This window comes from Acetobacter garciniae, from assembly GCF_017377735.1.
Classification (GTDB): Bacteria; Pseudomonadota; Alphaproteobacteria; order Acetobacterales; family Acetobacteraceae; genus Acetobacter; species Acetobacter garciniae.
In genome coordinates this window covers 22,788-46,800 of sequence record NZ_JAFVMH010000009.1, presented here as the reverse complement: position 1 = coordinate 46,800, position 24,013 = coordinate 22,788, and the positions used below count along the sequence as shown (strand labels likewise).

Sequence of the window (24,013 nt, the reverse complement as noted above, 5' to 3'; positions counted from 1 at the left end):
GGTAAAGGAACGTGCCTCTGTTTCCGCTCGATTTGCGAACGAATTCGGGTTAAAGCCATAGTGGACTGCCGCTTCGGGTCCATCACTGAAACGATGAACGTGCAACCGGCCGAACCATGTGCCGGATTACGCGATGCTCAGCAAGATATTGGAAGTTCAAAAGGTCGGTCGGTTTGAACGCCTTGAGGCGTCGCGGATTACGTTCACGAAAGTCCTGCTTGTTTTCGGCGAAAACGGCTGGGGAAAGTCTACACTGGCGGATCTCCTGCGGTCCGCCGCGACCGGGTCTGCCGCGATCGTAGAAGGCCGGGAGACGCTTGCAAGTGCCGGCACTCAGAAGGTCCGTCTTCTTTTCGAAAGGCTGCCAGCAGAATATTCTTTAGGAGTATGGACAGGTCACAGGCCGATGATAGCGGTGTATGACCAATGTTTCATTAACGATAACGTCTATTCCGGCGATGCAGTGTCCTTGGATCATCTCAAGCGACAATATGGTATCGTGATTGGATCGACCGGAGTTTTGCTGGTTCGAGCTATCGACCAACTGACCGATCAGGTCAATGAATTCGATAAAGCTTTCCGAGATGCCGAGGCGATTATAAATGCGGCTTTGCGAACGCACAACGTTCAATTGAAGCTCCCAGCCTTTGTTGCTCTCGAAACCGACGATGCAATCATTCGCTTAATCGACGAGAAGACAACCGAAATCGGGATCGTTGAGAAATCGGCGGAGATCGCCCGACTAACGCTTCCTGACGCCTTGGACGTGCCGACTGAGGCCGCTATCTTTCAGAATGTCCTTGATCGTGGAATTGACGACATGGCCACTGGCGCTCATCAGGCGCTTCATGATCACATTGCAAAGCATAGCAGGCAGCTTGCAAAGGGTGATGAACTTGTCTTGCCCCAAGAGGCATGGCTTGAAGCTGGGCTACAATATCAGAACTCGGATAAATGCGCCTTTTGTGGCCAGTTTTTGGCAGATCGTACGCTTATAGATACCTATACTGTATTCTTTAGCAATCAATACAAACTCCTCTCAGCTGAGGTTCGCAAGCGGCGCGCTACGCTTCAGCGTTATATTAATGGAGATTTTAAAAAACAGGTGCTGGGTAAGCTGGCAGAGAACGCGAGCCGTTGGCAGGCTTGGTGTACCCTCACAGGGGTACTGGCGCCAGAAGACAACAGCGATACAGTCAAAGAGTTGATAGGAGAGCTGGAGGAGTGCGCACGCGCCCTCAACCGTTTTTTTGAATTGAAACAAGAAGATCTAGCTGAGCCAGTAGCGCATCCAGATTTGCAAAATACACTTGCGATCTGGAGCGAGCGAAGGAAAGGTATTCTCACGTTAAACGAAGAAATTGAGGCCCATCGTACAACGCTCAATGCTTTGCGTGCAAAATACGCGGCGGGTAATCTTGGCAACCTGAAAGCCCAGCTTGCACTCTTGAACGCGCGGCGCCTCCGGGCCGACGCGACAATTCAAACGGCCGTTCTTAGCCGACAGAAGGCGGATGAGAATAAGACCCGTTACACAAACGAGCGTGCCAGACGTCGAGCCGAGTTAACTACATATTCTAATACCGTAGCGACGACCTTAGGTGGAAATATTAACACCTATCTACATAGACTGGGAGCTGGGTTTGAAATCGACTACCAGAAGCCAAATTTCCGGAGCAAAGAACCGGCTGCAGAATATCACATTTTGATAAAGAATGTACGTGTTCCTCCACGAAGCGGTGACGACAATATTGCTCAACCAAGTTTCCGGAACACTCTGTCAACGGGTGACAAATCGGTTTTGGCTCTCGCGTTTTTCTTGGCATCACTAGCATCGGACTCACGTCTTGCGGAAACGATTGTCGTTTTGGACGATCCGTTTACAAGCCTTGATGAATTCCGCCGAACATTTACGGCAAACGAAATCAAGAAATTGGTTTCTAAATCCAAACAGGTCATTGTCCTCTCCCACGACAAAGCCTTTCTTAGGCTCCTGTGGGAACGCATCGATCATGCTCTTATTACATGTGTTGCCGTTCAGACCGGCGCGCCGGGCATCTCAACGTTAACGCGCTTCGATATAGAGACTTCGACCCTGCCGCGGCACGAAACCGAGCGTACAAAAATGCTCGACTTTCTCGACGACACTGTTGGCGATCCGCCCGAAATCCGCGCGTTGCTCCGCAAGGTATTGGAGTATTTCTATAGACAGGCAGACCCGCAGAGCTTTACGCAGAGCGAAACGCTGGACGGCATCATCCGAATTATGAAGAGTGCTCAGGCAGATTATGTTTATAAGGCAGCTTTAGAAACACTAGAAGAAATCAATTTTTATACCAGGAATTTCCATCATGCCCCGGTATCTGGAAGCGTGAACGAGGAAACGAACGTTGAGGAGCTTAAAATCTACTGCCGAATGGTCCGTGATCTTACGCGCGGTGCCGTATGATATTGTGCAACAGGTCATTAGATACTTTGTTGTACGTCACTATATGACATCGTCCTGAGAGGCACAGTTTGACCACACTCCTTTCCTGGGTGTCTTTCAGCGACACCGGAGAATCCCCCGACAAGCCCCGCGCTGTCTATCTCGCGTCTGACAGTAGGATCACTTGGAATACCGCCGACCGTCGATGGGACAGCGGTCGCAAGGTATTCGCGGTAACAACCGCGCCACATCTCTTCGGATTTTGTGGCGATGTTGTCCTTCCGAGTCTTATCCTAGGCCAGGTGTCGGCGGCGATTGAGGCGGGCATCTTGATCGATCCACTTGCGACGGCGGACGAACAGCACCAAGCGGTGCTCGGCGCGGTTCGGCGCTGCGTAGCGACGACTGTTGCGACACCCTCCCTCGACTTCACCATCCACCACCTGATGCGCTCGGCTGATTGGCCGAATACGGAGTTTCGTGCATGGAGGATTGATTACAATATCACCGAACGGCAGTGCACGTCGTCGCCTATCGCCATTCCGGCGACTACCGGGCTTATTGAGTCTTTCGGCACAGGTCAGGATGCAGCAAGAGAGCATCGGATCAAATGGTTGGTCTCCGATATCGGCAACCGCAGTCGGGCGATCCTTTCCGCATTCCAAGATGCTATCATCTCGGGCGACGATCCCCTGTCTGGAGGCGCGCCCCAATTGGCGGCGCTTTACACCCGTGGTCCGCCCGAACAAATCGGCCTCGTCATCGGAGAACGTCGGTTCCTCAATGGGCTGGAGGTAGAGGTGTCGCCAATGCTCAATGCGGTCGAATGGCGAGACCAGCTTGGGCAGAGGGTTGATCCGGTAACGGGCCTCTTGAGGTCGGGTGCACGGCGCTTCGTTCGCCCAGGTCGAATTTAGTCTTACACCCGCCGAGCACTGCACCGCGCCGGGATCGGCATAGACCAACGTTCGTAATTCGTGCGTTCATGTCCGCTTTCTGGAATCGAAGATTTAGCCGGCAAGGTCTGCGAAGAGGCGTGAGCGGACATCCCCCGCCACTGCAGATTTGAAGGCTCTGGGAAAAGCGGAGCGGTTCAAATCGCACCAATCATGTCACCGGTCTAACCCGTTCGGAATACCTATTGAATGCCGTGATCTCCGCGGTCGGAAACGTCGCATCGCGCTTATATATCTCGGCACATAAGAATGCCTTTTCAGTTAGGAAGTCTGCATCGGGGACATCAATCCACCATGAGCGCGGCGTGCCGTTCTCTCCGCCGCTCCAGCGATATCCGCGCTGTTTGAGAACATCCTTCGTGTCAAAGGGAGAGCCTTCTGCCCAACAGCGTATGGTCTTCCTTCTGGCTGAGGCGAGCAAGGCTGGGAACGTTTGCCGCCCACTCACCGGGAGGGTACGTGAAAGAAGTTCGAGCGTCGCGTAGCAGTCGTGGACAGCCCTCTGTTTGTCATAGTAGAAGCCACTGCTCATCGCCAGAAGAGCGAGCTTGGAGCATCCGTGCATGCCTCGCTAATCGATAAAAGTCCTAAAGACTGATATAACTGGTTTATATTGCTGCCTGAAGTGAATGTGGGAATCGGTGCTTGCGTGCCCCCGCAACCACTTCCATCATAAATCCCTCATCATAGACGTGTAGAACCCGCTGCCGTTAGCCCTATCGGGCCTATGGCAGCGGGTCTCTATCTGTTCTCCTTGCCCTCAGAGCAACCTTCGCGTAATTAAAATGCGAACGGTTCTTATTTAGAGGGCGGCTCCGTGTAGCTGGGCCGGAGTGAGTGTGGAAAGGTGTTTCGGTGGCGGGCAACAGTGACCTGCTGACATGCTACCTCGCCAATCGCGGTGATCTGTTGAAATACGCAGCCCGGATAACGGGCGACTATGTGCATGCCGAAGACCTGCTCCAGGAGGTCTGGATCAGGTGCCAGTCCTCTGAGAAGCCCGAGAAACCTCTGCATTTTCTATATCGTGTTGTGCGCAACTTGGCCGTGGACAGGTATCGGGCGCAGGGGCGTGAGCGGCAATGCTTCGTGCAGGCGGATGAGAGCACCACAGATTCCGTTCCGGCTCCTACAGCCGACGCGGAGACGAATATGTCTGGCCGTCAGGAACTAGAAGCAGTTATGGCTGCGCTTGACGGGCTTCCTGAGAAAACAAAACGAGCTGTTTTGTTGTGTCGGTTCGAGGGGTGGAAGCTGCGAGAAATTGCAGTTGAGCTTGATATTCCTATTGGGTCCGTACATCGCATCATCGCGCAGGGGCTGGAGCATTGCCGCAAGCACCTCTATTCGTCTGAATGACTGTTTATCGGACGAAAACAGTTATCCATGAACGTGTTCTTGTTGGGGCCTATTGCAATGCTCCAAGGGGCAATGGCTACCCGGAAGGAATCTGTCCATGAACGTGCAGGATGAGGTTAATGAGTTTCAGCCTTCCAATGCAGCGGAATGGCTTCTTGTATTGCGTGACGACCCTGATGACGCGCACCTTCAGGCGCGCTTTGAGGCCTGGCTTCAGGAAAAGCCTGAGCGCCGACGGGAATGGGCGCAGATTTCGCATACCATGTCCGTTCTACGCAGAGTGGAACCAACTCAGGACACGACGTCTCCCGTTGTTCTGCAATATCGCGCAGCCGCTGTTCGTCGGCGGTTTATCGCGTCAGTATCATTCGCTGCGGCTGCCGCTCTGGTAGGTATTATCTGGGGACCGGATGCACTCCTGCGTTTGCGGGCGGACAATGTGACCGGGTGGGCGGAAACTCGCACTGTTGTCCTTGCTGATGGCAGCCAGGTTGTCATGGCTCCAGAGAGCGCCATTGATACAGATTATACGAAAGGACAGCGTGAAGTGCGCCTGGTGAAGGGCGAAGCGCTGTTCACCGTCAGGCATGATTCGGCCCATCCTTTTAGGGTGATTGCTGGTCAATTAACGATTACAGATGTTGGCACCGTGTTTGATGTGAAAGCAGGCGGAACCGTAACAGAAGCTGTCGCGGTGCGCGAAGGTCGCGTCTCGGTTGAGAATGTCGCCTCTCATGACGCTCCGGTGCAGCTTGATGCTGGACAGATGTTTCAAGTGAAGGCCGGGAAGGGTGTAACGGACGCTATCGTTCCGCAGGAAGTCGGTTTATGGGCGCAGGGGTTCTATGTTGCTCATAGTCAGCCTGTTTCCGAAGTGGTCGGGGTGTTAAGTCACTATCTGCGTGGGACTGTCCTGGTGCATGGCTACGATCTTGGTGCTGAGAAGGTAAGCGGGTTGTATAAGCTTTCTGACGCACGATCAGCCCTCCAGACGCTGGCAGATGGCCAGAATGCGCGTATCTGGAATGTCACACCCTGGATGACTATCCTTAATCGCTAATTTTTTTTCGCCCCGGTGCGATTAAAAATGCCTCCTCGTTCGTGTTCACAATGACGAGGAAAATGCGTGTCATTCTCATATAGTGATCGCAGCCTCAATAGGATGGACATGGCCGAAGGGGCACGCAGATTATGGCGCGGACAGGTTGGACAGTTTCTTATTCCAAAGCTTTTTGGGCGCGAAGAGCTTTATTTCTTGCTTCATCGACTATGTTGGGTGGCGTAGCCATCGGGACGGTATCCGCCACGGCAGCGCCGGTTGTATCTGCTGCCACACAGTCATTTCAAATCAGCCCGCAGCCTTTGGCGAACGCTTTAACCACTTTTGGTATCCAAAGTGGGTGGCAAATATCAGTCCCCGATACTCTCACAGCAAAAATGAACAGTCCGGGTGTGGCTGGTAACTTTGCGCCTGATGTCGCTCTTTCTCGTTTGCTGGCTGGAACAGGTCTTACTTATCAGGTTTCAGGTTCTCATAGCGTTATTATTAAGAAAGTGTCAGCCAATATCACCCTCGGTCCTGTCCGCGTGGGTGGCACTGTTGCGCATCAGGATCCGACCGGCCCTGGTGTGGGTTATGTTGCAGAAAGTACGATGGCCGGAACCAAAACCGATACACCACTCACGGAAATTCCCAATTCGATTTATGTCGTGACAAAGCAACTGATGCAGGACCAGCAGCCTCAGAATGTGGTTGAAGCGCTCCGCTATACACCTGGTGTATATTCAGAAGCAGATGGAAATTACAGTAATGGTGGAGGAATTATAGGAAGCGCTGGCGGAATATTGCAGCGAGGATTTTCTACAACATCATTTGTCGATGGTTTGGCACTCAATAGTGCAAGTTCGGGCGAAACGGCTTTTATAGAACGGATCGAAGCGGTGAATGGTCCAGCGTCTGTGATGTACGGACAGACCAATCCAGGCGGAATGATAGGGATCAGCCTCAAAAAACCAACTGATACGCCGTTACATCAGGTTTCATTGGGTTTCGGAAGTTGGGGACGCTATGAAACGACAGTAGACACAAGCGACAAGATCACAAAAAGTGGCAATCTACGCTATCGTGTGGCGGCAATCGGCGTAACCTCCGGAACACAGGTTGACCACATTGATTATCATCGGGTGGGAGTTTTGCCATCAATCACGTGGGATATTGATCCGAAGACCTCACTGACTTTACTTGGTATGTATATGTACACACCAGGGGATGGCACGAATTACTTACAGTATCCTATCTGCGGCACTTTAATTCAGAATGGAAATTGTCGTCGTATTCCACGAAGTACGTTTACTGGTTATAAAAGCTACAATGAAGAAGGCCAGAAAGAAGCGATGTTTGAATATATGTTCAAGCATGACTTCAATAGATTTATCTCGTTTTCTCAGACGTTCAGGTATGAAAAATCAGAGAATAATACGGAAAATACTTATACTACCGGATACGACGGCTCCGATGTAGGCCTTCGTCCGTGGTCAATTCATTCACGATCAACAACTGTAGGGCTGGACTCACGTATTTATGGAAACGTTTCTACAGGAGAAATAAAACATACTTGGGTTGTTGGCTCTGATTTCAGGCAACTAGAATATATGCAGAATGCATATTATGATTGGACGCAAGATTATACTCAAAATTTATATAACCCAACGACGAATACCCCTGTATGTGTAAATATTCACTCGGCCGCGTGTGAAGTCTATGGAAGCACGGGGCCCTATAATTATTTTCAGGAGGGAGTTTATTTTCAGGACCAAATTAAGTGGAAAGGCTTATCTGTTCTTCTTGGAGGGCGTGAAGACTGGGTAAATTATAACCAGAAGAGATATTCTGTTAATAACGATAATTCTTCTCACACTATAACAAAATCGAGCCTAGGGAAAGCACCAGAGCCGCAACATGCGTTCACGTGGAGAGCTGGTTTGATATATAATACTAAATTTGGCCTCTCGCCCTATTTCAGTTACTCGACATCTTTTATTCCTCAAGGCGGATCGACAGATTATCTGGGAAAACCCTTCTCTCCTATGACGGGGAAGCAGATGGAGGCTGGACTGAAATATAAGGTACCAAGTAAGGATATTCTTCTTACAGCGTCTGCTTTTCGTATTGACGAAGACCACTATCTTATAAGTGATCTGGAACACTCTGGATTTAGTTCAGACGTTGGTAAAGTGCGCTCTCAGGGATTTGAGGTCTCTGCAAATGCGAATATCACTAAAGACCTTCGGCTCGTGGCATCCTATACTTATACTGATATTCGTTTCGCTAAGACGAATAAGACGGCGCAACGAGTAGACATTTACGGAAATTCTTACGGTGACGCCATTTCTGAAAAAGGTAAAGTCGTGCCACAAATGCCACGAAACATGTTCTCGGTATTTGCGGATTATACAGTTCCTACCACAATTGCTAAAGGACTTGGTATCAATTGGGGTATGAGATATGTAGGGTCGAATTACGTAGATAATGTTGAGTCGTTCAAAAGCCCTTCTTATATATTGTTTGATATCGGCGCGCATTATGATTTTGGTCAACAATTTTCGACTCTTAAAGGATTGAAAGCACAACTCGCAGTTTCAAATCTAACAAATAAGTATTATCTAACAAGATGCGACGATTCATTTTGTTATACTGGTCAAGGGCGGCGCCTCTATGGTAGTTTGACTTACAACTGGTGAAATTTCTCCCGCCAAAACCCACGCGATTTCCGCCTGAAATTCTAACACTTTATATTGCACGCCCATGCCAAATTCGGCGGGCGAGGGTGTGCAATATCCGTGAGGTCACGCTGCAACACGCGTGAAGTCTGCATGTAATCAAAAACGCGGGGCTGCCTGATGTGCGCGGCGTGGTTCGTCGCGCCCGGTCGGTGGCTCTCCCGCCGATAAGGGACGTCTCCCATGCCACTGGACATCTGGCATTCCGAGGCCGATCTGGCCATCCTCAGGACTCTGTCAGCCTCCGCCCTTGCCGGGGCCTTCATGCGCCGCTGGTCCCGCTATGTCAGCGACTATCGCGATACCGGCCTACGAGCAGGGGCGAGTGACAATCCCTCTCTCCTGTGGGCGGCTTTCCGTGACCGATGGGGGTTGCGTTTTTGTCCACGATCCTGACATTCCCATCACCCGCAAGCCTGTGATCTGGCGCAGGGAAGACACAACGCGCATCATCAGTCTGACAGAAGCACCACGTGGCTTTTCCGATTTCCTGTCGCTGAATTTCGAAGCTCTGGGTCGTGTCCTGCTGGATCATGAAGATGACGCCGGACGCGGCGTGACCGTGGCTGGACCCTTCGGGACGTTCTCCTTCCTGATGGATAGCCCTGACGTCATGAAACGGCCTGCGGTGGTGATCCCGCTCGATCCCCTGTTCAGGAGCCGTTATTACGAGGCGGGACGCTTCATGTTCCGATATCTCGGGTTCAGTATTCCTCACCGTATTCCGCCGGTCATTACGCCGTTCCGGTCCCTGCATCTGATCCGCTGTCTGCATGCGTTCGATATGGACCGCGCGGGCTTTGGTAAGCGCCAGATTGCGGCCCGTTTGATCAACCCACGGGCGCTGACACTTTCCAATCATGAATGGATCGATCATGGCTGGCGACGGTCCGCCAGAGACTGGACGGCGGAAGGGCTGCGTCTGGTCGAAGGGGGTTATGTTGCTCTCCGTACGGAAGGATGATCAGGGAAAAGACGTTTTGTGCTAAAAATAGCCTCTGTGCAGATCAGAGAAGCAGAAAACTGCGTGAGAACTGAAAATCCTGCACACGACCGACCAGACCTGCACACAAGAAGACAAGGCGCGATCGCGCTTTGTCGCCCGACGTGGCAGGTCGTTTTATCTTGCCTTCCTCTTTCTTCTCTTCCCTGTATCTATCGAATACCTGAAATCACCCCGAAAAGACCGCGCCACGATAGCATGATCCTGCGACCGGGAGCGCTGGAATATGCTCTTTCACGTTCTGGCCGGAAATCGACCGGATCGCGGGCGAAAAACTGCGTATCGGGCCGCTTCGGGGATGCAAGAGACCGTGTAATTTTTTCCCCGTTTTCGTGTTCGTCAGATGTGCGAAACCTAACTCCCGAACAGCGTTCGGTGTGGAGGTTGGGTGCAAAATTTCTGACGGGAACTGGTTGGTTTTCTATCTCTGACAGATCGGCCAATATGTGCTCGTTCTGCCGCTGATCTGCACGGATTTTGTCATTCGGTGGCGGGGTGTCTGCATCATTGGACGTGGATTGAAACAGGGGCAACGGTTACGCTCTGGGTATGACAAAAACGCACGATGACATTGACTCGCCGCTACTGGAAAGATGCCGCGAGAAGGGCCTGAAAATGACTGGCCAGCGGCGTGTGATCGCCTATGTGCTGTCCGAGGCCGATGACCATCCCGACGTCGAGGAACTGTACCGTCGGGCCATCGTGATTGATCCGAAAATTTCGGTTGCCACCGTCTATCGGACGGTCCGGATTTTCGAGGAACGGGGCATTCTCCAGCGTCGGAATTTTGGCACGGGTCGCGCCCGTTATGAGGCCACCGATCATGGACAGCATTACCATCTGATCGACGTTGAGTCCGGCAAGGTGGAGGAATTTCACGATAAGGAACTGGACGCGCTTTTGCAGAAAATCGCGGAGCGGATGGGATATGATCTGGTCACGACGCGACTGGAAATTTACGGGCGAACGGGAAAAGCACGTGCCTGATGATGTGCGGGGGAACTCTCCGGCTCCTTGCGTCCTGAGCTATGCGGACATGCCCGGTTCTGCTGTCTTTTCTGGCTCTGGGCGAGCGCAGCGCGGGAGCGCCGTAGGCCGTCCATTGGACGCCGGAGCACTGGCTGAATGCGCCCCATAAAGGGACAACACAGGACACGCGGCGGCGTAGCCGACGCCTTCCGTTCGCGGCGTGAAGTGTCGCGTTGTCCTGGCAAAAAATGGATCGGGTGGAAGGTGGATTGTCCAGCTTGTGAAGGGCATCGAATCTGGAAAGCCTAGGCCGGAAAGAGGAAGAATGAGGAAGGCAAGATAAAGGCATCCGGCACTCCTGACGTCGCGGGCCGGATTTTTCTTTGTCTGCACATGAGGTTGAGGAGTTTCCGTAGAGTGCCATCTTTTTGAAGACACGAGCCAGCCGTTTCCAGAAATGGCGGAAAGGCGCATTCTGTGCTGGCACTGTTCGTTTTGGGTGCTGCTTTCGTGCAAGAAATCCGTTTACGCTCATGTAAGTAATTCTTCTCTATGGCCGCACGGTTTTTCTATGTGTTGCATGAGGTCTTGCGGTAAGTTGGCCGTATCCCCGAGGTTTTCCCTTTCCCGCACGGAAAGGACGCAACCAATGGGAGACAGGAACGACGCGCCAGGCCGCGCACCCGGTGTCCCGGCCAACGATAACAGGCCGATCGACGCCCGGCAGGAACTCGACCGGGTGGCGTTCAGCATCGCCCGGCTGATCGGTCGCCGCATGGCGCGGGAGTATGTCGCGGCGCATGTCGCCGCCAACGACAATCATCCCCCTCCCGGCGATGGCCCGGACGGGACGGACAGGCCGGAAGGAGAAAGCTGACATGACCCGTGTTGCGCTCTATGCCCGCTATTCATCGGACAACCAGAGCGAAAGCTCGATCGAGGACCAGTTTCGCCTCTGTCGTGAGCACGCAGCGCGGGAACGATGGAGGGTTGGGGAGACCTATCAGGACGCCGCCATTTCAGGGGCAAGCACGATCCTGCGGCCCGGCATCCAGGCGCTGCTGCGGGATGCGCAGACCGGGAAGTTCGATGTGGTATTGGCTGAGGCGCTGGACCGCATTTCGCGCGATCAGGCCGATGTAGCGACCCTGTTCAAACATCTGCGTTTTGCAGGTGTCTCCATCGTCACGCTGGCCGAGGGGGAAATCTCGGAACTGCATGTCGGCCTGAAAGGCACGATGAACGCGCTGTTCCTCAAAGACCTCGCAATGAAAACCCATCGCGGGCTTCGGGGCCGGGTGGAGAAGGGCAAGGCGGGCGGTGGCCTCTGCTACGGCTATCGCGTGGTCAAAAAGCTGGACGCCAATGGCGAGCCGATCCGGGGGGATCGTGAGATCATCCCCGAGGAAGCTGACACCATTCGCCGTATTTTTCGCGCTTTCGCCGCCGGACAAAGCCCGCGTTCCATTGCGGTGGAATTGAACAAGGAGGGGGTGCCCGGCCCGCTGGGTCGCGCCTGGGGCGATACCTCCATCCGGGGGCATGTCTCGCGGGGGACGGGTATCCTCCATAACGAACTCTATGCGGGCGTGCTGGTGTGGAACCGCCAACGCTTCATCAAAGACCCCAGCACTGGTAAGCGGGTCTCGCGTCCCAACCCGGAAAGCCAGTGGATCAGGACCGAAGTCCCACATCTCAAAATCGTGGATGATGGTTTGTGGCAGGCCGTCAGAACCCGTCAGGCGGCCATCGCGGCGAAGGTCGGCCCATGCCCGACGAACACGCTGGAAGGCCGCGCAAGGCAGCTGCATCTGGCGAACCGGCCTGTCTCCCTTCTTTCCGGGCTGCTCACCTGTGGCTGCTGTGGTGGCAAGGTGGGCATGATTGTCAACAGCCGGTTTGGCTGCCTGAACCACCACCGCCGGGGCACCTGCGCCAATAACCGTACCATCCCGCGCCAGCGGATCGAGGCGGGTGCTGGTAGGGCTGAAAGACCGGCTGGTGTCGTCCGATAGCGTGGCCGAGGCGGTGCGGGCGTTTGCAGAGGAAGTGAACCGCCTCAACCATGAGCGGCGGGGCCAGGCGATTGCGGACCGCAAGGTGCTGGACAAGATCGACCGGTCAATACGGGCTATCATTACGGCCATCGAGGACGGGATGTATCAGCCCTCCATGAAGGCCCGCATGGATGATCTGGAACGCCAGAAGGCGGAGATCATGGAGCGTCTGGCGCAGGCCCCGGCGGATATTCCCGACGTGCATCCCAACATTGCCACGCACTACCGGCGCAACGTGGAGCGGTTCACCGAGGCGCTGGACGATCCGGACGGGGGCAGGGAGGCGGCGGAGGCCATCCGCTCGCTGATTGGTGGGATCGTGCTCAACCCCGGCGACAAGCGGGGCGAGGTTCATATCTCCCTACGCGGCGAGTTGATGGGTATCCTCGATCTCGCCCATGCCAACGGAAACCAGAGGGAAATCCGCTTTATGACGGCGGCGGTCGCAGGCCCCCGCAATACCCGATACCGACACTCCCGAAGCCTCGGCTTCGGGAGTGTTTTTCTTTTGAGCCAGTTTTCCGTTGCCACGAGAAGCCGCAAAGTCGAGCAGCGTGCCAAGCTCGCCATGCAGAGTGGCGTGTATCTCGCCCCGAACCTTGCCCGGTGTGACAATGATTTTCTCGATCAGCGCGCGGATGGCCTCGGACGCTTCCTGCCGGTCCTCGGGATGGTTCAGCGTCTCGGTCAGGCGTTCGACCTTCTGTTTGAAGATCGCCGCGACATTGGGATGGATATCCGGCACGTCCTGAGGCTGGGCAGCGAGCAGGGCGACCAGTTCGTCCTCGCGGGCTTCTATCTCGCGCATGCGCTCGACCATGCCGCGTGTGTAGCCGCCGTCCTCGATGACCTGGAGCATCTGTTTCAGCCCCTTGCGCAGCTTGGTCAGTTCCGCCTGCCATCCCGCCGTGCTGGCGCGGCGTTCGTGATTGGCGCGGTTGGTTTCCTCGACATAGGAGCGCATGGCTTCCGCCGCCGCTTTCGGCGTCATCAGCCGGTCTTTCAGACCGGACAGCATCCGCTCTTCCAGTTCCATGCGGCGGATGGTGGCCTTGTTGGTGCAGGAGCGGTTATCCATGTGGTTGGAACAGGCGAAGCGGTAGCCACCCCGGATGGAGCAGGGACCACCGCACATACCACAGAACACCAGCCCCGACAGCAGGGACTTCGGGCGACGTTGCCCATTGAGGCGACTGTTCGAAGCGCGGATGCCCGCGCTGATGACCGCCCCCTTCTCGGTGATCTTCGCCTGCCGGGTACGAACGGACTGCCACAGATCGTCGTCCATGATCCGCAGTTCGGGAACGTCGGTGATGATCCACTCCGATTGCGGGTTCAGCCGCGAGACGCGCTTACCAGTTTGTGGGTCTTTCAGGTAGCGAAGCCGGTTCCACACCAGCCGTCCAACATACAACTCGTTATTGAGGATGCCGGTCCCACGCAGGGTGTTGCCGCGCAGCGTGGTGTTGTTCCACTTGCCGCCCGTGGGGCTGGGGATACCTTCGTCATTCAGGCGGCTGGCGATGGAAAGCGGGCTGCGCCCGGTTGCGAACTCGCGAAAGATGCGGCGGACGATCTCCGCCTGCACCGGGTCGATCTCGCGATCACCCCGGATCGGCTCGCCATGTGCATCGAATTGCCGGATGACGCGATAGCCGTAGCACAGGCCGCCACCAGATTTGCCCGCCTCGACCCGCCCGCGCAGGCCGCGATGGGTTTTCAGGGCAAGATCCTTGAGGAACAGGGCGTTCATCGTCCCTTTCAGGCCGACATGCAGTTCGGAGATTTCCGCTTCCGCCACGGTGATGATCTGGACACCTGCGAATTGCAGGCGCTTGAACAGGGTGGCGACGTCTGCCTGATCACGGGAGACACGATCCAGCGCTTCGGCCAGCACGACATCGAACTGCCCGGCCTGGGCGTCGCGCAGCAGGGTCTGGATGCCGGGGCGCAGGATCATGCTGGCCCCGGAGATGGCCGCGTCGCGATAGTAATCCACCACCTGCCAGCCCTCGCGTGTGGCGCGCTCTTCACAGAGCCGGAACTGGTCCTCGATCGAGGCCGCCCGCTGGTTGTCCGAGGAATAGCGGGCATAGAGCGCGACACGGGTCATGGCGGGTCTCCTGGCGTGTAATTGCGTATGGTTTATCTTTTGCGACGTTTACCACTGGGCGGCTTTGTCCGATCGGCTGGCGTCTCTGGGACGCGCCCGGTTGCCGCCGTGTAAATTTCATTATCCTCGCGGCGTCCCACAGCGATGACGAAGATGACGATCCGCTGTTCCACGACCTGATAGACAAGGCGATAGCCGGCCTGTCGCAGCTTGATTTTGTAGAATCCGGCAAGATCGCCGTGCAGTTCATTGCTGGGAGAATGCGGGTTCAGAACCAGTTTTTCGAGTTTTTTCTCGAATTTCCTGCGAATGCTTCCGTCCAGCCCGTCCCACTCCCGAAGTGCACGATCATCGAATTCGATCGCGTATTCAGTCATCGGGATGGCGGGCCTTGAGCTCCGCCAGCGTCATGCGGTGGCGGGGGGCGGGATCGGTGAGGCGTTCGCGGACGATTTCGATCAGCCTTGCATCTTCGTCGGTCACAAGCCGCCGCTTTACCGGCGGCTGGCCGGTCTCGGCGATATAGGCCAGCGTATCGCGCAGGACATCGGAGAGAGACAGGCCGTGCGCGGCCAGTTTAGCAACGGCAGTGGATTTGAGAGCATCATCGACGCGGAACGTCACGGCAGACATAGTTACCTCCTTAATGTCAATACAAACGTAATACATTTGTGCGACAATTGGAAGAAAAAACGTTAACTACGACACGGCTTCGTTGTTTTGCTGCGACATGAAAGTTGGCGGTGGGTCAGGTGTACGAAAGCTAGGCCGACATCAATGTGCGGACAACTTAGTGGCTGCTTTTTTATCGTAACCGTGGATATCTATATTTCAGTTATTAAATTTAAATGGCACGGTATGCGTTATATGATTTACTGCATTGCAATTTATTTATACCTACAGATCTTAAAATGACCAGATACAAATACCATGTCTGCTTGTGAAGGAGATTATTATGTCGAAATCTGTTTACGTAGAGGCTCGTCCTCGCGGACGTGATGGTGATCCAATTTCTCATTATGTAGTTGAGGATCAAGCAAGTAGCGTTTTACACTCTACTAATACTCAAGCTGAGGGAATTCAGTGGGCGAAAGCACGTGGCTATGTGCCTCATGTAGCACGTGTGCGTCATTTGGATGATAAGAGAATCCCGGATCATTGGCGTAATGTTTAATCGCAAAAAAAGGCCCGTTTATTTAACGGGCTTTTTTTAATATTTCTGTGGATAAGATTTTCTTTCCGGATACAGACTTCAATAGAATTTTTGAGGAAAAAATGCAGCCCAAATTTGATACTTCCGATGTGGTGAAGTGGTACAATAAACTTGTTATAGTAGACGTTTCTAGAGATAATGAAAACGATAATAGAATATCAAGTTTTGATATTTATCGATTGGGTGAGGACAAAGGTGGCAATCGGGAATGGAGAGAAATGGAAAGTATTTTGGAAAGGGAAATGCTAGAATGCTTGATTGATGAATGGGATGTAAAAACTGGCAAGGTTGTTGGTGAGAAAATAAAATTTGGGGCAAAAGTTGAAACTGAAGTGCGCGTTAAAGAAAATGGAAGTAATTACCCCCTTAGTTCAATGGGTCGGTCATAAATAAAGAATTATATAAATTTTTTTTATATGAGAAATATGATATATTTATTTTATAATGTTGTCATAAAAATATAATATTTTATATTGTCAAGCGTATTTCATTTTTTTACACCCATTGTGGGCACAATGGGTGTAATCATCTTTTTTGTCGGTATTCTGAGTGTCAGAGACGTAAGGTAAGACTTTATCTTCTGACGGGGAGGACGACGAACTCCGCCTTGATCGGGGCAAACAGATCCAGCGGGATAAAGCCATAGGCAAAGCTGCCCGGCTTGCCGGGAACCGGCGACACGCCATCACTCGGCCATTCGTCGACATTGTAATCCGAGACAATCACCCAGCTTGGCGCATCATCCAGCCCGATCGCCGCCTTGACCTCCGCCGGTATCTCGATCCCAACCGTATCGCCCGAAGGCGGCGTGTGGGTGATTGGTAGGAGCACAACATAGCGGGGTCGCTGGAGACTATCACTGGCCGCGACGAGACAGGCGGGACGATCCTTGTCCTGATCCTGCCCCCGCGCGGAGCCAGTTATAATGATCGGCGGACAACAGTACATATTCGCGACGACCGTGGTGGGTAATCTCGACCGGCTCACGCTGGGCCTGATGCTGGAACTCGCCGAACTTGCGCTGGAACTCGAGGACACCCACGGTGGGCATTGGCGGATATCCTGCTGGAATGACGATGCTCGTATTATACGTATAAACCGTCTTTCAGCGAGAATTGTCGCATTGACTGGACGGGGGAGGGAGCTTCACGGCTACCTGTGACGCCTGTTCACGGGCGATCTGCCGTCCGATCAGGCGGGCGAGCAGCAACGCAACATCATTCGCCGACATGCTGGCAGGTGGTGCCTCGCGCGGCACTACCGTGATCCGCAATTTTTGCTTCGGCGCGCGCATGGGCATGTCCCGTCCGGTCGGTTGACCCCGTTCAGGACAAGCATGGTCAGGACTGGACGCACGCGAAAGATGCCGTGCGGTGCCATGCGGATATTATCGGCGCATTCGTAAAAACAGCGACCTCAAAACAAAGAAAAGACGGGGAAGAAAAGCCCTTCGCCTCTCTTCCCCCAAACGCCGCCTACAGAGTAGCAGGGCCGCGCGACGGCGCAGGGCGTTGCCCCGCTGGCGCGCACCCCGGCCACTCCCGCTGTCATTTGTCCCCAACTCTCCCGCGCGGTCACCCGCCTCCGGGAAGCACGCAGGGTGCTTCCACCGGCGATTTTACCAGCCAAGGAGTCAGGGACATGACCGACAATGCAAAAAGATGGCGGCTTTGCCGCGTCTTTCTATGCCTGGAACCGGATTGACCTGTTCATGGCGGCATGGAAGGCGGCAGGCTTCCGGCCCGTGGGACATATCATTTTCCGCAAGTCCTATGCGTCATCTGCCCGCTTTGTCCGCTACACCCACGAAGCGGCCTACCTGCTGGCCAAGGGCGACGCGAAACTCCCCCGCCAGCCCATCCCGGACGTGATCGACATGCCCTATTCCGGCAACAAAATGCACCCGACGCAAAAACCCGTCGCGGCGTTGCTGCCCCTTATTCATGCGTTCTGCCCGGCTGGCGGGCTGGTTATAGACCCGTTTTGCGGTTCCGGTTCGTCCCTGGTCGCGGCACAGCATCTTGGCCGCGACTGGCTGGGCATGGAACTAGACGAAACCCACGCCGCCACAGCCTCCCGGCGGCTGGCCTACTGGGGCGAGAGGCGGGCGGCGTAAGCCCCCGCTTTTTCTCTTTCCGGCCTCTTACCCGCTGCGGGACAGCCCCGCCGCCGATCCTGGCGGATCGGCGGCGGGGACGCGCGGCCCGATGGCCCGCGCGTGCGGTGCTCGCCGGGCAAGCCCGACTCGCGATTGTTCTTTATATCCGCACTCAATATCGCGCATCACCACGACCCATTTTTTGCCGTGACAACGCGACACTCCCGCGCCGCGAGCGGAAGGGGCCTGCGGCCCCTCCATTTGTTATTTATCGTGATCCCGTCGATCTGGCTTCGTAATCAAATGATCTGAAAATGGCGCTTTACAGCCGGAATCCGCGAAAAATCATGATGTTGGACCCGTTCTCCGTGCCGTTACGGCCCGAGCAGGAGCGTCCCTCATGCCGGAAACAGAACTCGCCTGGGAATATCTGCGCCGGATGCCTGAATACCGGCATGATTACGCACTCTGGTCAAGACTTATGCCGGACACGCCGGAATTTCGTGCGCTCGCGCATAAATGGGGGTTGGTTTGTTCCGGTCGATCCCGCCCTTTCAACTGAGAAGGCCAGTCTGTTCTGGCTCTATCAGTTTCTCCCGCTCATTATTCCCCTTGAACCGGCACCAGCGCGTCTTGGTGCCAGCCACCGGACGGTGCCGTGGTCTGTTTTTAGCGCCGCACGACGCTACCTCGACACCGAAGGCTGTTATCTGATCTGGACCGAACGGGGAGTTACGCATCGGTTCTGGCTGGACGAGGAACCCGTCGCCGGGCGGCAGTACAGCGCCGCACTTGTTCCTGACGATCTGGGCAGCGTGCGCGCCTGGGCTTTCCTGCGCTTCTGCCACGCCCTTTCCGGTCGGGCCGATCCGGGACCGTATCGCGCCATGACACCGCGCACCGAACTTCTGTATCGCCAGTCCCTCGCCGCGATGGATGCGAAGGCAGCGGGAGCCAGCGAATGGGACATCGGCCAGACCCTTTTCGGATACCAGCGGTCGCGTGACGAATGGAGCGACAATGCCGCGCGCGGGCTGGTGCGGCGCACGCTGGCGCGCGGACGGCGGACACTGGCAGGAGGCTATCGACGCTTTCTGACATGGCAGGCGGGCGGGAGCAGACGCCGCTCGCGCCCCTGACAGGGTGTCAGTACCCCGACCATGCCGCCATCGCCGCGCAAACCCGCTCGTGATCCAGTCTGACATGTAAACCTTTCGATTTTACCGTCAGTTTTTCGATCGTATCTCTGGTGATTTCCGCGTGGTTAAGCGGGCAGACGGCGGCAAATGAGTGATGGACGTTTTCTGTTTCCCCCAAAAACGACCATGCCGACAGTGCCATTTCCTAGCCAGCCTTCCCGTGTCGGGCCGTCCCTGTCGGACGCCCCCCCCCCCACGAGAAGGACACAATCATGATTCATCTGCCTGAGTCCATGCCGCCGCGCCTGCTGCGCACCCCAGAGGCGGCGCATTTTCTGGGCCTGTCCGGGCGCACGCTGGAAAAGCACCGCTCGATGGGCACCGGCCCCATCTATCACAAGATCGGTGGCCGCGTCGTCTATGCCGTCGCCGACCTGACCGCGTGGCTGAACGCGGGCGCGCGGCGGTGCAGCGGCCCGCAGGGTGAAATCCCCGCCCGGCGCACGGGAGAGACGCCATGACCGCCGCGCTGGCCCAGGTTGAACTGACCTGGATCGAGAAGCGCATCGAGCAATGGCTGCGCTTCGGCCATCCCGTGGAGGATCGTATCCTCGACCGCCGTCGAAGGCTGATGCGCTTCGCACCGGGCAGCGTGTTCGCCTTCGTCCGCTGGACCGCCAACGATTATGGCACTGTCATCTTCTGCCTCGACATCGTGCGGACCGTGAACGCGGGAGAGCCGTTCCAGACCATTCCCTTCGTCCGTCCCGGCGCTGAATCGCTACTCGCTCTGTCCAGCTGGCCGAAGGTCCGGTGCGCGCTGGAAGCGATCGACGCCATCGAGGCGATGGCCCTCGATCCGTCCGCCATATCCCCCGATTACTGGCGGCAGGTAGGCGCGCGGATTGCCGCCGGACAGCGGGTTTCACCCTATACGCGCGAGCGCCATGAGGCGTGGCTCGCGCGCAGGAGGCTTCTGTCATGACCCGGCGTGCCTGGTTCTTCGGCACATATTTTGCCGTGCTGGTGGTTGGTGCGTCCGCCGCCGTGCATGTCGCGCCCAAGCTGCTCTGGAACGAGACGGCCAGCGTCCCGGTGGGGCTGTATCGGGTGCGTCCCGGCAGCGCGCTCCATGTCGGAGATATGGCCGCGATCCGGTTGCCCGACCGGCTGGCGCTGCTCTTGTCGTCGCGCGGGTATCTGCCCTTCGGCGTCCCGCTCCTGAAGCCTGTCGCGGCTTTGCCGGGACAAAACGTGTGCCGGACAAAAGGCAGCGTCACGATCGACGGCGAACGTGCTGGCGACGCGCTGGCCAGTGACCATCGCGGACGCCCGCTGCCCGTTTGGCAGGGCTGTCACTGGCTGGGACCGGACGAGATTTTCGTCATGAACCCGGCGGAACCGCGCAGCCTCGACGGACGGTATTTCGGCCCGCTTCCTGCTGCATCGGTGATCGGGCGCGCGGTCCCGCTGTGGCTTCCCGCTTCTCATGCTCCCCACACCAAAGGAGATCGGTCATGATCCATCTCGGCACCTTCACGCACACGGCCAACGGGTTTTTCGGGCAGATCATCACCTTCCTGATGGCCGACGATCTCTCCATCGTTCCGAACGTAAACCGCACGTCGGAAAATGCGCCCGATTATCGCGTCCTGCGTGGTCTGGAAGACGATGCGGCGCAGGTCGGCTGTGCCTGGGTACGGCAGAACGAGCGCATCGGCCTGTGGCTGGCCGTGCTGATCGACGATCCGCTGTTTGCTTCTCCCTTGCGTGCCCGGCTGATGCCCGAGCGTGACGGTTCCGACAGTTTCCGGCTGGTCTGGAACCGACCTGATCCACGTCATGCGTCACGTTAAAAACACGCTTGGTGTGCTGACAGTTTGCAGCGGGATTGCAATGCCCGTGCAGACTGTTTGCGCTGCACCATTCGAGACCTATGTTACCGAGGCCGCCGCGCGGGCGAATATCCCGCCTGCATGGATCACGGCGGTGATGCGTGCGGAGAGCCAGAGTGATGCGTCTGCGATATCACCCAGGGGCGCGATGGGCCTCATGCAGATCATGCCCGAGACGTGGCGGGAATTGCGTGCGGCGTTGAATCTTGGAGCTGATCCATACGATCCGCGCGACAATATTGTCGCAGGTGCGGCGTATCTCCGGTGGCTGCATGACCGCTACGGCGATGCTGGTTTTCTTGCCGCTTACAATGCCGGTCCCGGACGGTATGAACAGCTTCTGACATCAGGAAAAACGCTGCCCGACGAGACGAGAAAATACGTTGCGAAAGTCATCCGGCTGCTACATGGAGAGTCGATCGGTGGCACGATTTCCGGCGTGGATTTTACAGCGCGAACGCCACGCGAAACGCTGTCCGGGAGTCCAATTTTCGTCGGTCCTTTTGCATCCCGAAGCGTTGCCCAGGACGCGGCGCAGGTGATGCCGATTTTTGTTCACGCCATGCCTTCCAGCGCATCACCCGCCAGCCTGTTCGTCCCCCTCTCGCAAAAGAGCGCACGCTGACGCGGTTCCGGTGGGTTTGTAGTATTCGTGCGGCGTCTGGCGTGGATTCTTCGGTATTGTGAAAGATCGTTTTGTGGTAGTGTAAGAACAGAAAGAGCGAGGGCAAGATAAAGGCATCCGGCACTCCTGATGTCGCGGGCCGGATTTTTCTCTGTCTGCACATGGGGTTGGGGGATTTCCGACCGGCACTCTTCAAAACAGGCCCGCGTGCCGCGATCTTTCAGAAATGGCGGTTTTCCGACATCACGCTGGCACTCTTCCTGAAAACCGCCCTGTCGGGGGAGGATTTCCATGAACCGGAATGACGAAACTGGCTTCCGCCCCCGTCCGGGACGTATCCGCTCCAAAGGCGGCGTGGGCAGGCGCGTGCCCGCTCCCTGACGCCCGCCGGGAAGGCGGGAGGGGCGTCGCCAGCGCCCCGTCGTCCAGGGCGTGCCGCACCCATCCGGCAGGGTGTCGGACGGGGGCGGGGCGCGTCCTTTGTCCGCGCCCGTGGCGTCGCGGGATGGAAGCACTAGCAGCGGGGGGGCCGGCGGGTGACCGTGAAGGCGCGGGTGGTGCGGCAGGCCGGAAAGGGCGGCGGGGCCGCCGCCCATCTGCGCTATATCCAGCGCGATGGAACCTCCCGCGATGGCGAGCGCGGCGTCCTCTATGGCGCGGATATCGACCGCGCCGATGGCCGCGCATTTCTCGAACGCGGGGCAGACGACCGACATCAGTTCCGCATGATCGTCTCGCCCGAAGACGCCGAGCGCCTATCGGACCTCACGGGCTTTACGCGCGACCTGATGAAGCAGATGGAAGCCGATCTCGGCACCCCTCTGGACTGGGTGGCCGTGAACCATTTCAACACCGCCCATCCGCATGTCCATGTCGTCATCAATGGCCGCGATGATCTCGGGGAAAATCTGGTCATCAACGGACAGTATATGGGCCAGGGTATTCGCGAACGCGCCTCCGAACTGGTGACGTTGGAACTTGGCCCCGTCACCGAGATTGAGCAGCGCCGGAAGCTGGAAGCCGAGATCGGCCAGGACCGTTTCACGCGGCTGGATCGCGCCCTGCTGGAGCAGACACAGGAGGGGCGTGTCGATATGCGGCCCGGCGTTGAGGTGGGATCGTCCGATTGGGTGGATAGAAGCCTGCGTCTGTCGCGTCTGGCGAAGCTGGAACGCATGGGGCTGGCGCAACAGACCTCACCCGGCATCTGGGAACTGGAGGACAGGCTGGAGGACACCCTGCGAGCCTTGGGCGAGCAGGGCGATATCACGAAGCAGATGCATCGCGCGTTGAAGGCACGTGGCCCGGATCAGGAGCGCGATCCGGCGAGTTTCCGTCTGCATGGCGAGGTGCCTGACACGCCCGTTGTGGGGCGGCTGATTGACCGGCATCTCAGCGATGAACTGGGGGAAAAACTGTCTCTTGTCGTGGACGGGATCGACGGGCGTGTGCATCACGTTCCCGGCTTCGATCCCGCGCAGGTGGAGGACATAAGCAACGGGGCCATCGTCAGCATTGGTGCGGGCAGTGTCCGCGAGCGTCCGTCCGACCGGTCCATCGCCGCGATGGCGCGGGAGGGGATTTACCGACCTTCGGAGCATCTGGATCGGTTGCAGCTTGACCGCTGGCAGGGGAAAGGCAACCCCGAGGAACTGGTGCAGGGCCATGTCCGGCGGCTGGAGGCCCTGCGTCGGGCGGCCATCGTCGAGCGGCTGGACGCGGATCACTGGCACATCCCCGAGGATTTCGCGCAACGCGCTGTCGCCTATGACGCGGCGCGGTCCCCGAAGGCTATGGTCAGATTGCTGTCCACGCTGGACCTGGAGGCCCAGATCGGTTCGGACGGCGCGACCTGGTTGGACCGCAGGCTGGTGTCCGGTCGTGACGGCGACCGCGCGGCGGCGGGCTTCGGGCGCGAGGTCGGGGAGGCCATGACCCGGCGTCAGTCGCACCATATCGAGCGGGGCGATGCCATCCGTGATCCTGACGGGGCCACACGCTACCGTCGCAACCTGCTGGCGACGCTGGAGGCGCGCGAGGTCGAGCGTGTGGGGCAGGAGATGGCCGCGCGGAAAAATCTTGCCCTGCGGCCTATGGGGCCGTTCGAGAGCATTTCCGGCAAGCTGTCAGGGCCGGTGCATCTGGCCAGCGGCAGCTATGCCCTGATGGAGAACAGCTATGAGATGGCGCTGGTGCCCTGGAAGCCCGAGATCGGGCGATACCGCAACCGGGACATGACGCTTTCGGTGAGTGAAGACGGCGGACTCGGCTGGCAGATCGGACGCTCGCGCGGGCTGGGGCTGTAGGGAAACAAGGCGACCATACCTATTCCTTACGTAAACACCGCCGATTGTACGACAGCCCCTGTTTACGGCTTG

General features: G+C 56.7%; 27 protein-coding genes and 1 pseudogene. 21 read left to right on the top strand and 7 right to left on the bottom strand.

What is annotated here, in order from left to right; all coding sequences use genetic code 11:
- Positions 1–133: 133 nt before the first annotated feature.
- The 10 genes from J2D77_RS14395 to J2D77_RS14350 all read left to right on the top strand — a co-directional run bounded on the left by J2D77_RS14395 (position 134) and on the right by J2D77_RS14350 (position 12,510).
- A complete protein-coding gene (locus J2D77_RS14395; RefSeq protein WP_006559854.1) occupies positions 134–2,449 on the top strand; it encodes an AAA family ATPase in 2,316 nt (771 codons plus the stop codon).
- 68 nt (positions 2,450–2,517) lie between these two features.
- Positions 2,518–3,345, top strand: coding sequence for a hypothetical protein (locus tag J2D77_RS14390; RefSeq protein ID WP_039905403.1), 828 nt, complete (start codon positions 2,518–2,520; stop codon positions 3,343–3,345).
- A gap of 894 nt (positions 3,346–4,239) precedes the next feature.
- Positions 4,240–4,743, top strand: a complete 504-nt coding sequence (locus tag J2D77_RS14385; protein WP_207847001.1) for an RNA polymerase sigma factor — start codon at positions 4,240–4,242, stop codon at positions 4,741–4,743.
- 97 nt (positions 4,744–4,840) lie between these two features.
- Entirely contained in the window at positions 4,841–5,803 is a 963-nt protein-coding gene (locus tag J2D77_RS14380; RefSeq protein ID WP_207847000.1) for a FecR family protein, read from the top strand.
- A 131-nt stretch (positions 5,804–5,934) separates the two neighbouring features.
- Positions 5,935–8,484, top strand: a complete 2,550-nt coding sequence (locus J2D77_RS14375; RefSeq protein ID WP_207846999.1) for a TonB-dependent siderophore receptor — start codon at positions 5,935–5,937, stop codon at positions 8,482–8,484.
- A 222-nt stretch (positions 8,485–8,706) separates the two neighbouring features.
- Positions 8,707–8,919 (top strand): transcriptional regulator domain-containing protein, encoded by a 213-nt coding sequence (locus J2D77_RS14370; protein WP_207846998.1) that lies wholly within the window; start codon positions 8,707–8,709, stop codon positions 8,917–8,919.
- Positions 8,882–9,487, top strand: a complete 606-nt coding sequence (locus tag J2D77_RS17555) for a DUF2285 domain-containing protein (RefSeq protein WP_207846997.1) — start codon at positions 8,882–8,884, stop codon at positions 9,485–9,487. The genes J2D77_RS14370 and J2D77_RS17555 overlap by 38 nt, the downstream gene beginning before the upstream one ends.
- A 588-nt stretch (positions 9,488–10,075) precedes the next feature.
- Positions 10,076–10,513, top strand: coding sequence for a Fur family transcriptional regulator (locus J2D77_RS14360; protein ID WP_207846996.1), 438 nt, complete (start codon positions 10,076–10,078; stop codon positions 10,511–10,513).
- A gap of 631 nt (positions 10,514–11,144) precedes the next feature.
- Positions 11,145–11,372, top strand: a complete 228-nt coding sequence (locus tag J2D77_RS14355) for a hypothetical protein (RefSeq protein WP_207846995.1) — start codon at positions 11,145–11,147, stop codon at positions 11,370–11,372.
- Position 11,373: 1 nt separating this feature from the next.
- Entirely contained in the window at positions 11,374–12,510 is a 1,137-nt protein-coding gene (locus tag J2D77_RS14350) for a recombinase family protein (RefSeq protein WP_331000131.1), read from the top strand.
- 403 nt (positions 12,511–12,913) lie between these two features.
- On the opposite strand, the gene J2D77_RS14345 is transcribed toward J2D77_RS14350, so the two are convergent.
- Genes J2D77_RS14345 through J2D77_RS14335 form a run of 3 tightly spaced genes read right to left on the bottom strand, consistent with a single transcriptional unit; the run spans position 12,914 to position 15,298 of the window.
- The gene (locus tag J2D77_RS14345) at positions 12,914–14,665 is read right to left on the bottom strand and encodes a recombinase family protein (RefSeq protein ID WP_230975835.1); all 1,752 of its coding nucleotides are present in this window, start codon (positions 14,663–14,665) and stop codon (positions 12,914–12,916) included.
- A 32-nt stretch (positions 14,666–14,697) separates the two neighbouring features.
- Complete coding sequence (locus J2D77_RS14340) at positions 14,698–15,042, bottom strand: type II toxin-antitoxin system RelE family toxin (RefSeq protein WP_207846994.1); 345 nt, start codon at positions 15,040–15,042, stop codon at positions 14,698–14,700.
- Positions 15,035–15,298 carry a type II toxin-antitoxin system RelB/DinJ family antitoxin gene (locus J2D77_RS14335; protein ID WP_207846993.1) on the bottom strand — a complete coding sequence of 88 codons (264 nt, stop codon included), beginning with the start codon at positions 15,296–15,298 and terminating at the stop codon, positions 15,035–15,037. Before J2D77_RS14335 ends, J2D77_RS14340 begins: the two co-directional genes overlap by 8 nt.
- Before the next feature lie 322 nt (positions 15,299–15,620).
- Between J2D77_RS14335 and J2D77_RS14330 the strand changes: the two genes are divergently transcribed.
- Positions 15,621–15,839: a hypothetical protein gene (locus J2D77_RS14330; RefSeq protein ID WP_207846992.1), complete on the top strand. Its 219-nt coding sequence runs from the start codon at positions 15,621–15,623 to the stop codon at positions 15,837–15,839.
- A gap of 47 nt (positions 15,840–15,886) precedes the next feature.
- Entirely contained in the window at positions 15,887–16,267 is a 381-nt protein-coding gene (locus J2D77_RS14325; RefSeq protein WP_207846991.1) for a hypothetical protein, read from the top strand.
- A gap of 184 nt (positions 16,268–16,451) precedes the next feature.
- Here J2D77_RS14325 and J2D77_RS14320 read toward each other — a convergent pair whose 3' ends face one another.
- From J2D77_RS14320 to J2D77_RS14310, 3 genes are all read right to left on the bottom strand, one after another.
- A complete protein-coding gene (locus tag J2D77_RS14320) occupies positions 16,452–16,709 on the bottom strand; it encodes a hypothetical protein (RefSeq protein ID WP_230975834.1) in 258 nt (85 codons plus the stop codon).
- 25 nt (positions 16,710–16,734) lie between these two features.
- On the bottom strand, positions 16,735–16,920 hold the full coding sequence (locus tag J2D77_RS14315) for a type II toxin-antitoxin system prevent-host-death family antitoxin (protein WP_457851410.1): 186 nt from the start codon (positions 16,918–16,920) through the stop codon (positions 16,735–16,737).
- A gap of 63 nt (positions 16,921–16,983) precedes the next feature.
- Complete coding sequence (locus J2D77_RS14310) at positions 16,984–17,172, bottom strand: hypothetical protein (RefSeq protein WP_207846989.1); 189 nt, start codon at positions 17,170–17,172, stop codon at positions 16,984–16,986.
- 363 nt (positions 17,173–17,535) lie between these two features.
- Here J2D77_RS14310 and J2D77_RS17355 point away from each other — a divergent pair.
- The 3 genes and pseudogenes from J2D77_RS17355 to J2D77_RS14300 all read left to right on the top strand — a co-directional run.
- Positions 17,536–17,994 (top strand): annotated as a pseudogene (locus J2D77_RS17355) (DNA methyltransferase); the annotation flags it as partial.
- A gap of 382 nt (positions 17,995–18,376) precedes the next feature.
- Entirely contained in the window at positions 18,377–18,538 is a 162-nt protein-coding gene (locus J2D77_RS17635) for a transcriptional regulator domain-containing protein (protein ID WP_220556089.1), read from the top strand.
- A complete protein-coding gene (locus J2D77_RS14300; protein WP_207846988.1) occupies positions 18,480–19,115 on the top strand; it encodes a DNA -binding domain-containing protein in 636 nt (211 codons plus the stop codon). The genes J2D77_RS17635 and J2D77_RS14300 overlap by 59 nt, the downstream gene beginning before the upstream one ends.
- Before the next feature lie 7 nt (positions 19,116–19,122).
- Here J2D77_RS14300 and J2D77_RS14295 read toward each other — a convergent pair whose 3' ends face one another.
- Positions 19,123–19,317 carry a hypothetical protein gene (locus tag J2D77_RS14295; RefSeq protein WP_207846987.1) on the bottom strand — a complete coding sequence of 65 codons (195 nt, stop codon included), beginning with the start codon at positions 19,315–19,317 and terminating at the stop codon, positions 19,123–19,125.
- 70 nt (positions 19,318–19,387) lie between these two features.
- On the opposite strand from J2D77_RS14295, the gene J2D77_RS14290 reads away from it, so the two are divergent.
- From J2D77_RS14290 to J2D77_RS17550, 6 genes are all read left to right on the top strand, one after another.
- Positions 19,388–19,636 carry a helix-turn-helix transcriptional regulator gene (locus J2D77_RS14290; protein ID WP_062106304.1) on the top strand — a complete coding sequence of 83 codons (249 nt, stop codon included), beginning with the start codon at positions 19,388–19,390 and terminating at the stop codon, positions 19,634–19,636.
- Positions 19,633–20,100 (top strand): DUF2840 domain-containing protein, encoded by a 468-nt coding sequence (locus J2D77_RS14285; protein ID WP_207846986.1) that lies wholly within the window; start codon positions 19,633–19,635, stop codon positions 20,098–20,100. Before J2D77_RS14290 ends, J2D77_RS14285 begins: the two co-directional genes overlap by 4 nt.
- Positions 20,097–20,636 carry a S26 family signal peptidase gene (locus tag J2D77_RS14280; protein ID WP_207846985.1) on the top strand — a complete coding sequence of 180 codons (540 nt, stop codon included), beginning with the start codon at positions 20,097–20,099 and terminating at the stop codon, positions 20,634–20,636. The genes J2D77_RS14285 and J2D77_RS14280 overlap by 4 nt, the downstream gene beginning before the upstream one ends.
- Positions 20,633–20,971 carry a DUF736 domain-containing protein gene (locus J2D77_RS14275; RefSeq protein WP_207846984.1) on the top strand — a complete coding sequence of 113 codons (339 nt, stop codon included), beginning with the start codon at positions 20,633–20,635 and terminating at the stop codon, positions 20,969–20,971. The genes J2D77_RS14280 and J2D77_RS14275 overlap by 4 nt, the downstream gene beginning before the upstream one ends.
- Positions 20,907–21,635: a lytic transglycosylase domain-containing protein gene (locus J2D77_RS14270; RefSeq protein WP_407927105.1), complete on the top strand. Its 729-nt coding sequence runs from the start codon at positions 20,907–20,909 to the stop codon at positions 21,633–21,635. The genes J2D77_RS14275 and J2D77_RS14270 overlap by 65 nt, the downstream gene beginning before the upstream one ends.
- 536 nt (positions 21,636–22,171) lie before the next feature.
- The gene (locus J2D77_RS17550; RefSeq protein ID WP_331000132.1) at positions 22,172–23,941 is read left to right on the top strand and encodes a relaxase/mobilization nuclease domain-containing protein; all 1,770 of its coding nucleotides are present in this window, start codon (positions 22,172–22,174) and stop codon (positions 23,939–23,941) included.
- Positions 23,942–24,013 lie beyond the last annotated feature (72 nt).

Excerpts from the sequence above, each read along its gene's own strand:
- J2D77_RS14280 (WP_207846985.1), top strand. The coding sequence starts at position 20,097 with ATGACCCGGCGTGCCTGGTTCTTCGGCACATATTTTGCCGTGCTGGTG.
- J2D77_RS14340 (WP_207846994.1), bottom strand. The coding sequence starts at position 15,042 with ATGACTGAATACGCGATCGAATTCGATGATCGTGCACTTCGGGAGTGG.
- J2D77_RS14285 (WP_207846986.1), top strand. The coding sequence starts at position 19,633 with ATGACCGCCGCGCTGGCCCAGGTTGAACTGACCTGGATCGAGAAGCGC.
- J2D77_RS14290 (WP_062106304.1), top strand. The coding sequence starts at position 19,388 with ATGATTCATCTGCCTGAGTCCATGCCGCCGCGCCTGCTGCGCACCCCA.
- J2D77_RS14370 (WP_207846998.1), top strand. The coding sequence starts at position 8,707 with ATGCCACTGGACATCTGGCATTCCGAGGCCGATCTGGCCATCCTCAGG.
- J2D77_RS14355 (WP_207846995.1), top strand. The coding sequence starts at position 11,145 with ATGGGAGACAGGAACGACGCGCCAGGCCGCGCACCCGGTGTCCCGGCC.
- J2D77_RS14345 (WP_230975835.1), bottom strand. The coding sequence starts at position 14,665 with ATGACCCGTGTCGCGCTCTATGCCCGCTATTCCTCGGACAACCAGCGG.
- J2D77_RS14380 (WP_207847000.1), top strand. The coding sequence starts at position 4,841 with ATGAACGTGCAGGATGAGGTTAATGAGTTTCAGCCTTCCAATGCAGCG.
- J2D77_RS14350 (WP_331000131.1), top strand. The coding sequence starts at position 11,374 with ATGACCCGTGTTGCGCTCTATGCCCGCTATTCATCGGACAACCAGAGC.
- J2D77_RS14310 (WP_207846989.1), bottom strand. The coding sequence starts at position 17,172 with ATGCGCGCGCCGAAGCAAAAATTGCGGATCACGGTAGTGCCGCGCGAG.
- J2D77_RS14330 (WP_207846992.1), top strand. The coding sequence starts at position 15,621 with ATGTCGAAATCTGTTTACGTAGAGGCTCGTCCTCGCGGACGTGATGGT.
- J2D77_RS14295 (WP_207846987.1), bottom strand. The coding sequence starts at position 19,317 with ATGGCACTGTCGGCATGGTCGTTTTTGGGGGAAACAGAAAACGTCCAT.
- J2D77_RS14360 (WP_207846996.1), top strand. The coding sequence starts at position 10,076 with ATGACAAAAACGCACGATGACATTGACTCGCCGCTACTGGAAAGATGC.
- J2D77_RS14395 (WP_006559854.1), top strand. The coding sequence starts at position 134 with ATGCTCAGCAAGATATTGGAAGTTCAAAAGGTCGGTCGGTTTGAACGC.
- J2D77_RS17635 (WP_220556089.1), top strand. The coding sequence starts at position 18,377 with ATGCCGGAAACAGAACTCGCCTGGGAATATCTGCGCCGGATGCCTGAA.
- J2D77_RS14275 (WP_207846984.1), top strand. The coding sequence starts at position 20,633 with ATGATCCATCTCGGCACCTTCACGCACACGGCCAACGGGTTTTTCGGG.
- J2D77_RS14335 (WP_207846993.1), bottom strand. The coding sequence starts at position 15,298 with ATGTCTGCCGTGACGTTCCGCGTCGATGATGCTCTCAAATCCACTGCC.
- J2D77_RS14375 (WP_207846999.1), top strand. The coding sequence starts at position 5,935 with ATGGCGCGGACAGGTTGGACAGTTTCTTATTCCAAAGCTTTTTGGGCG.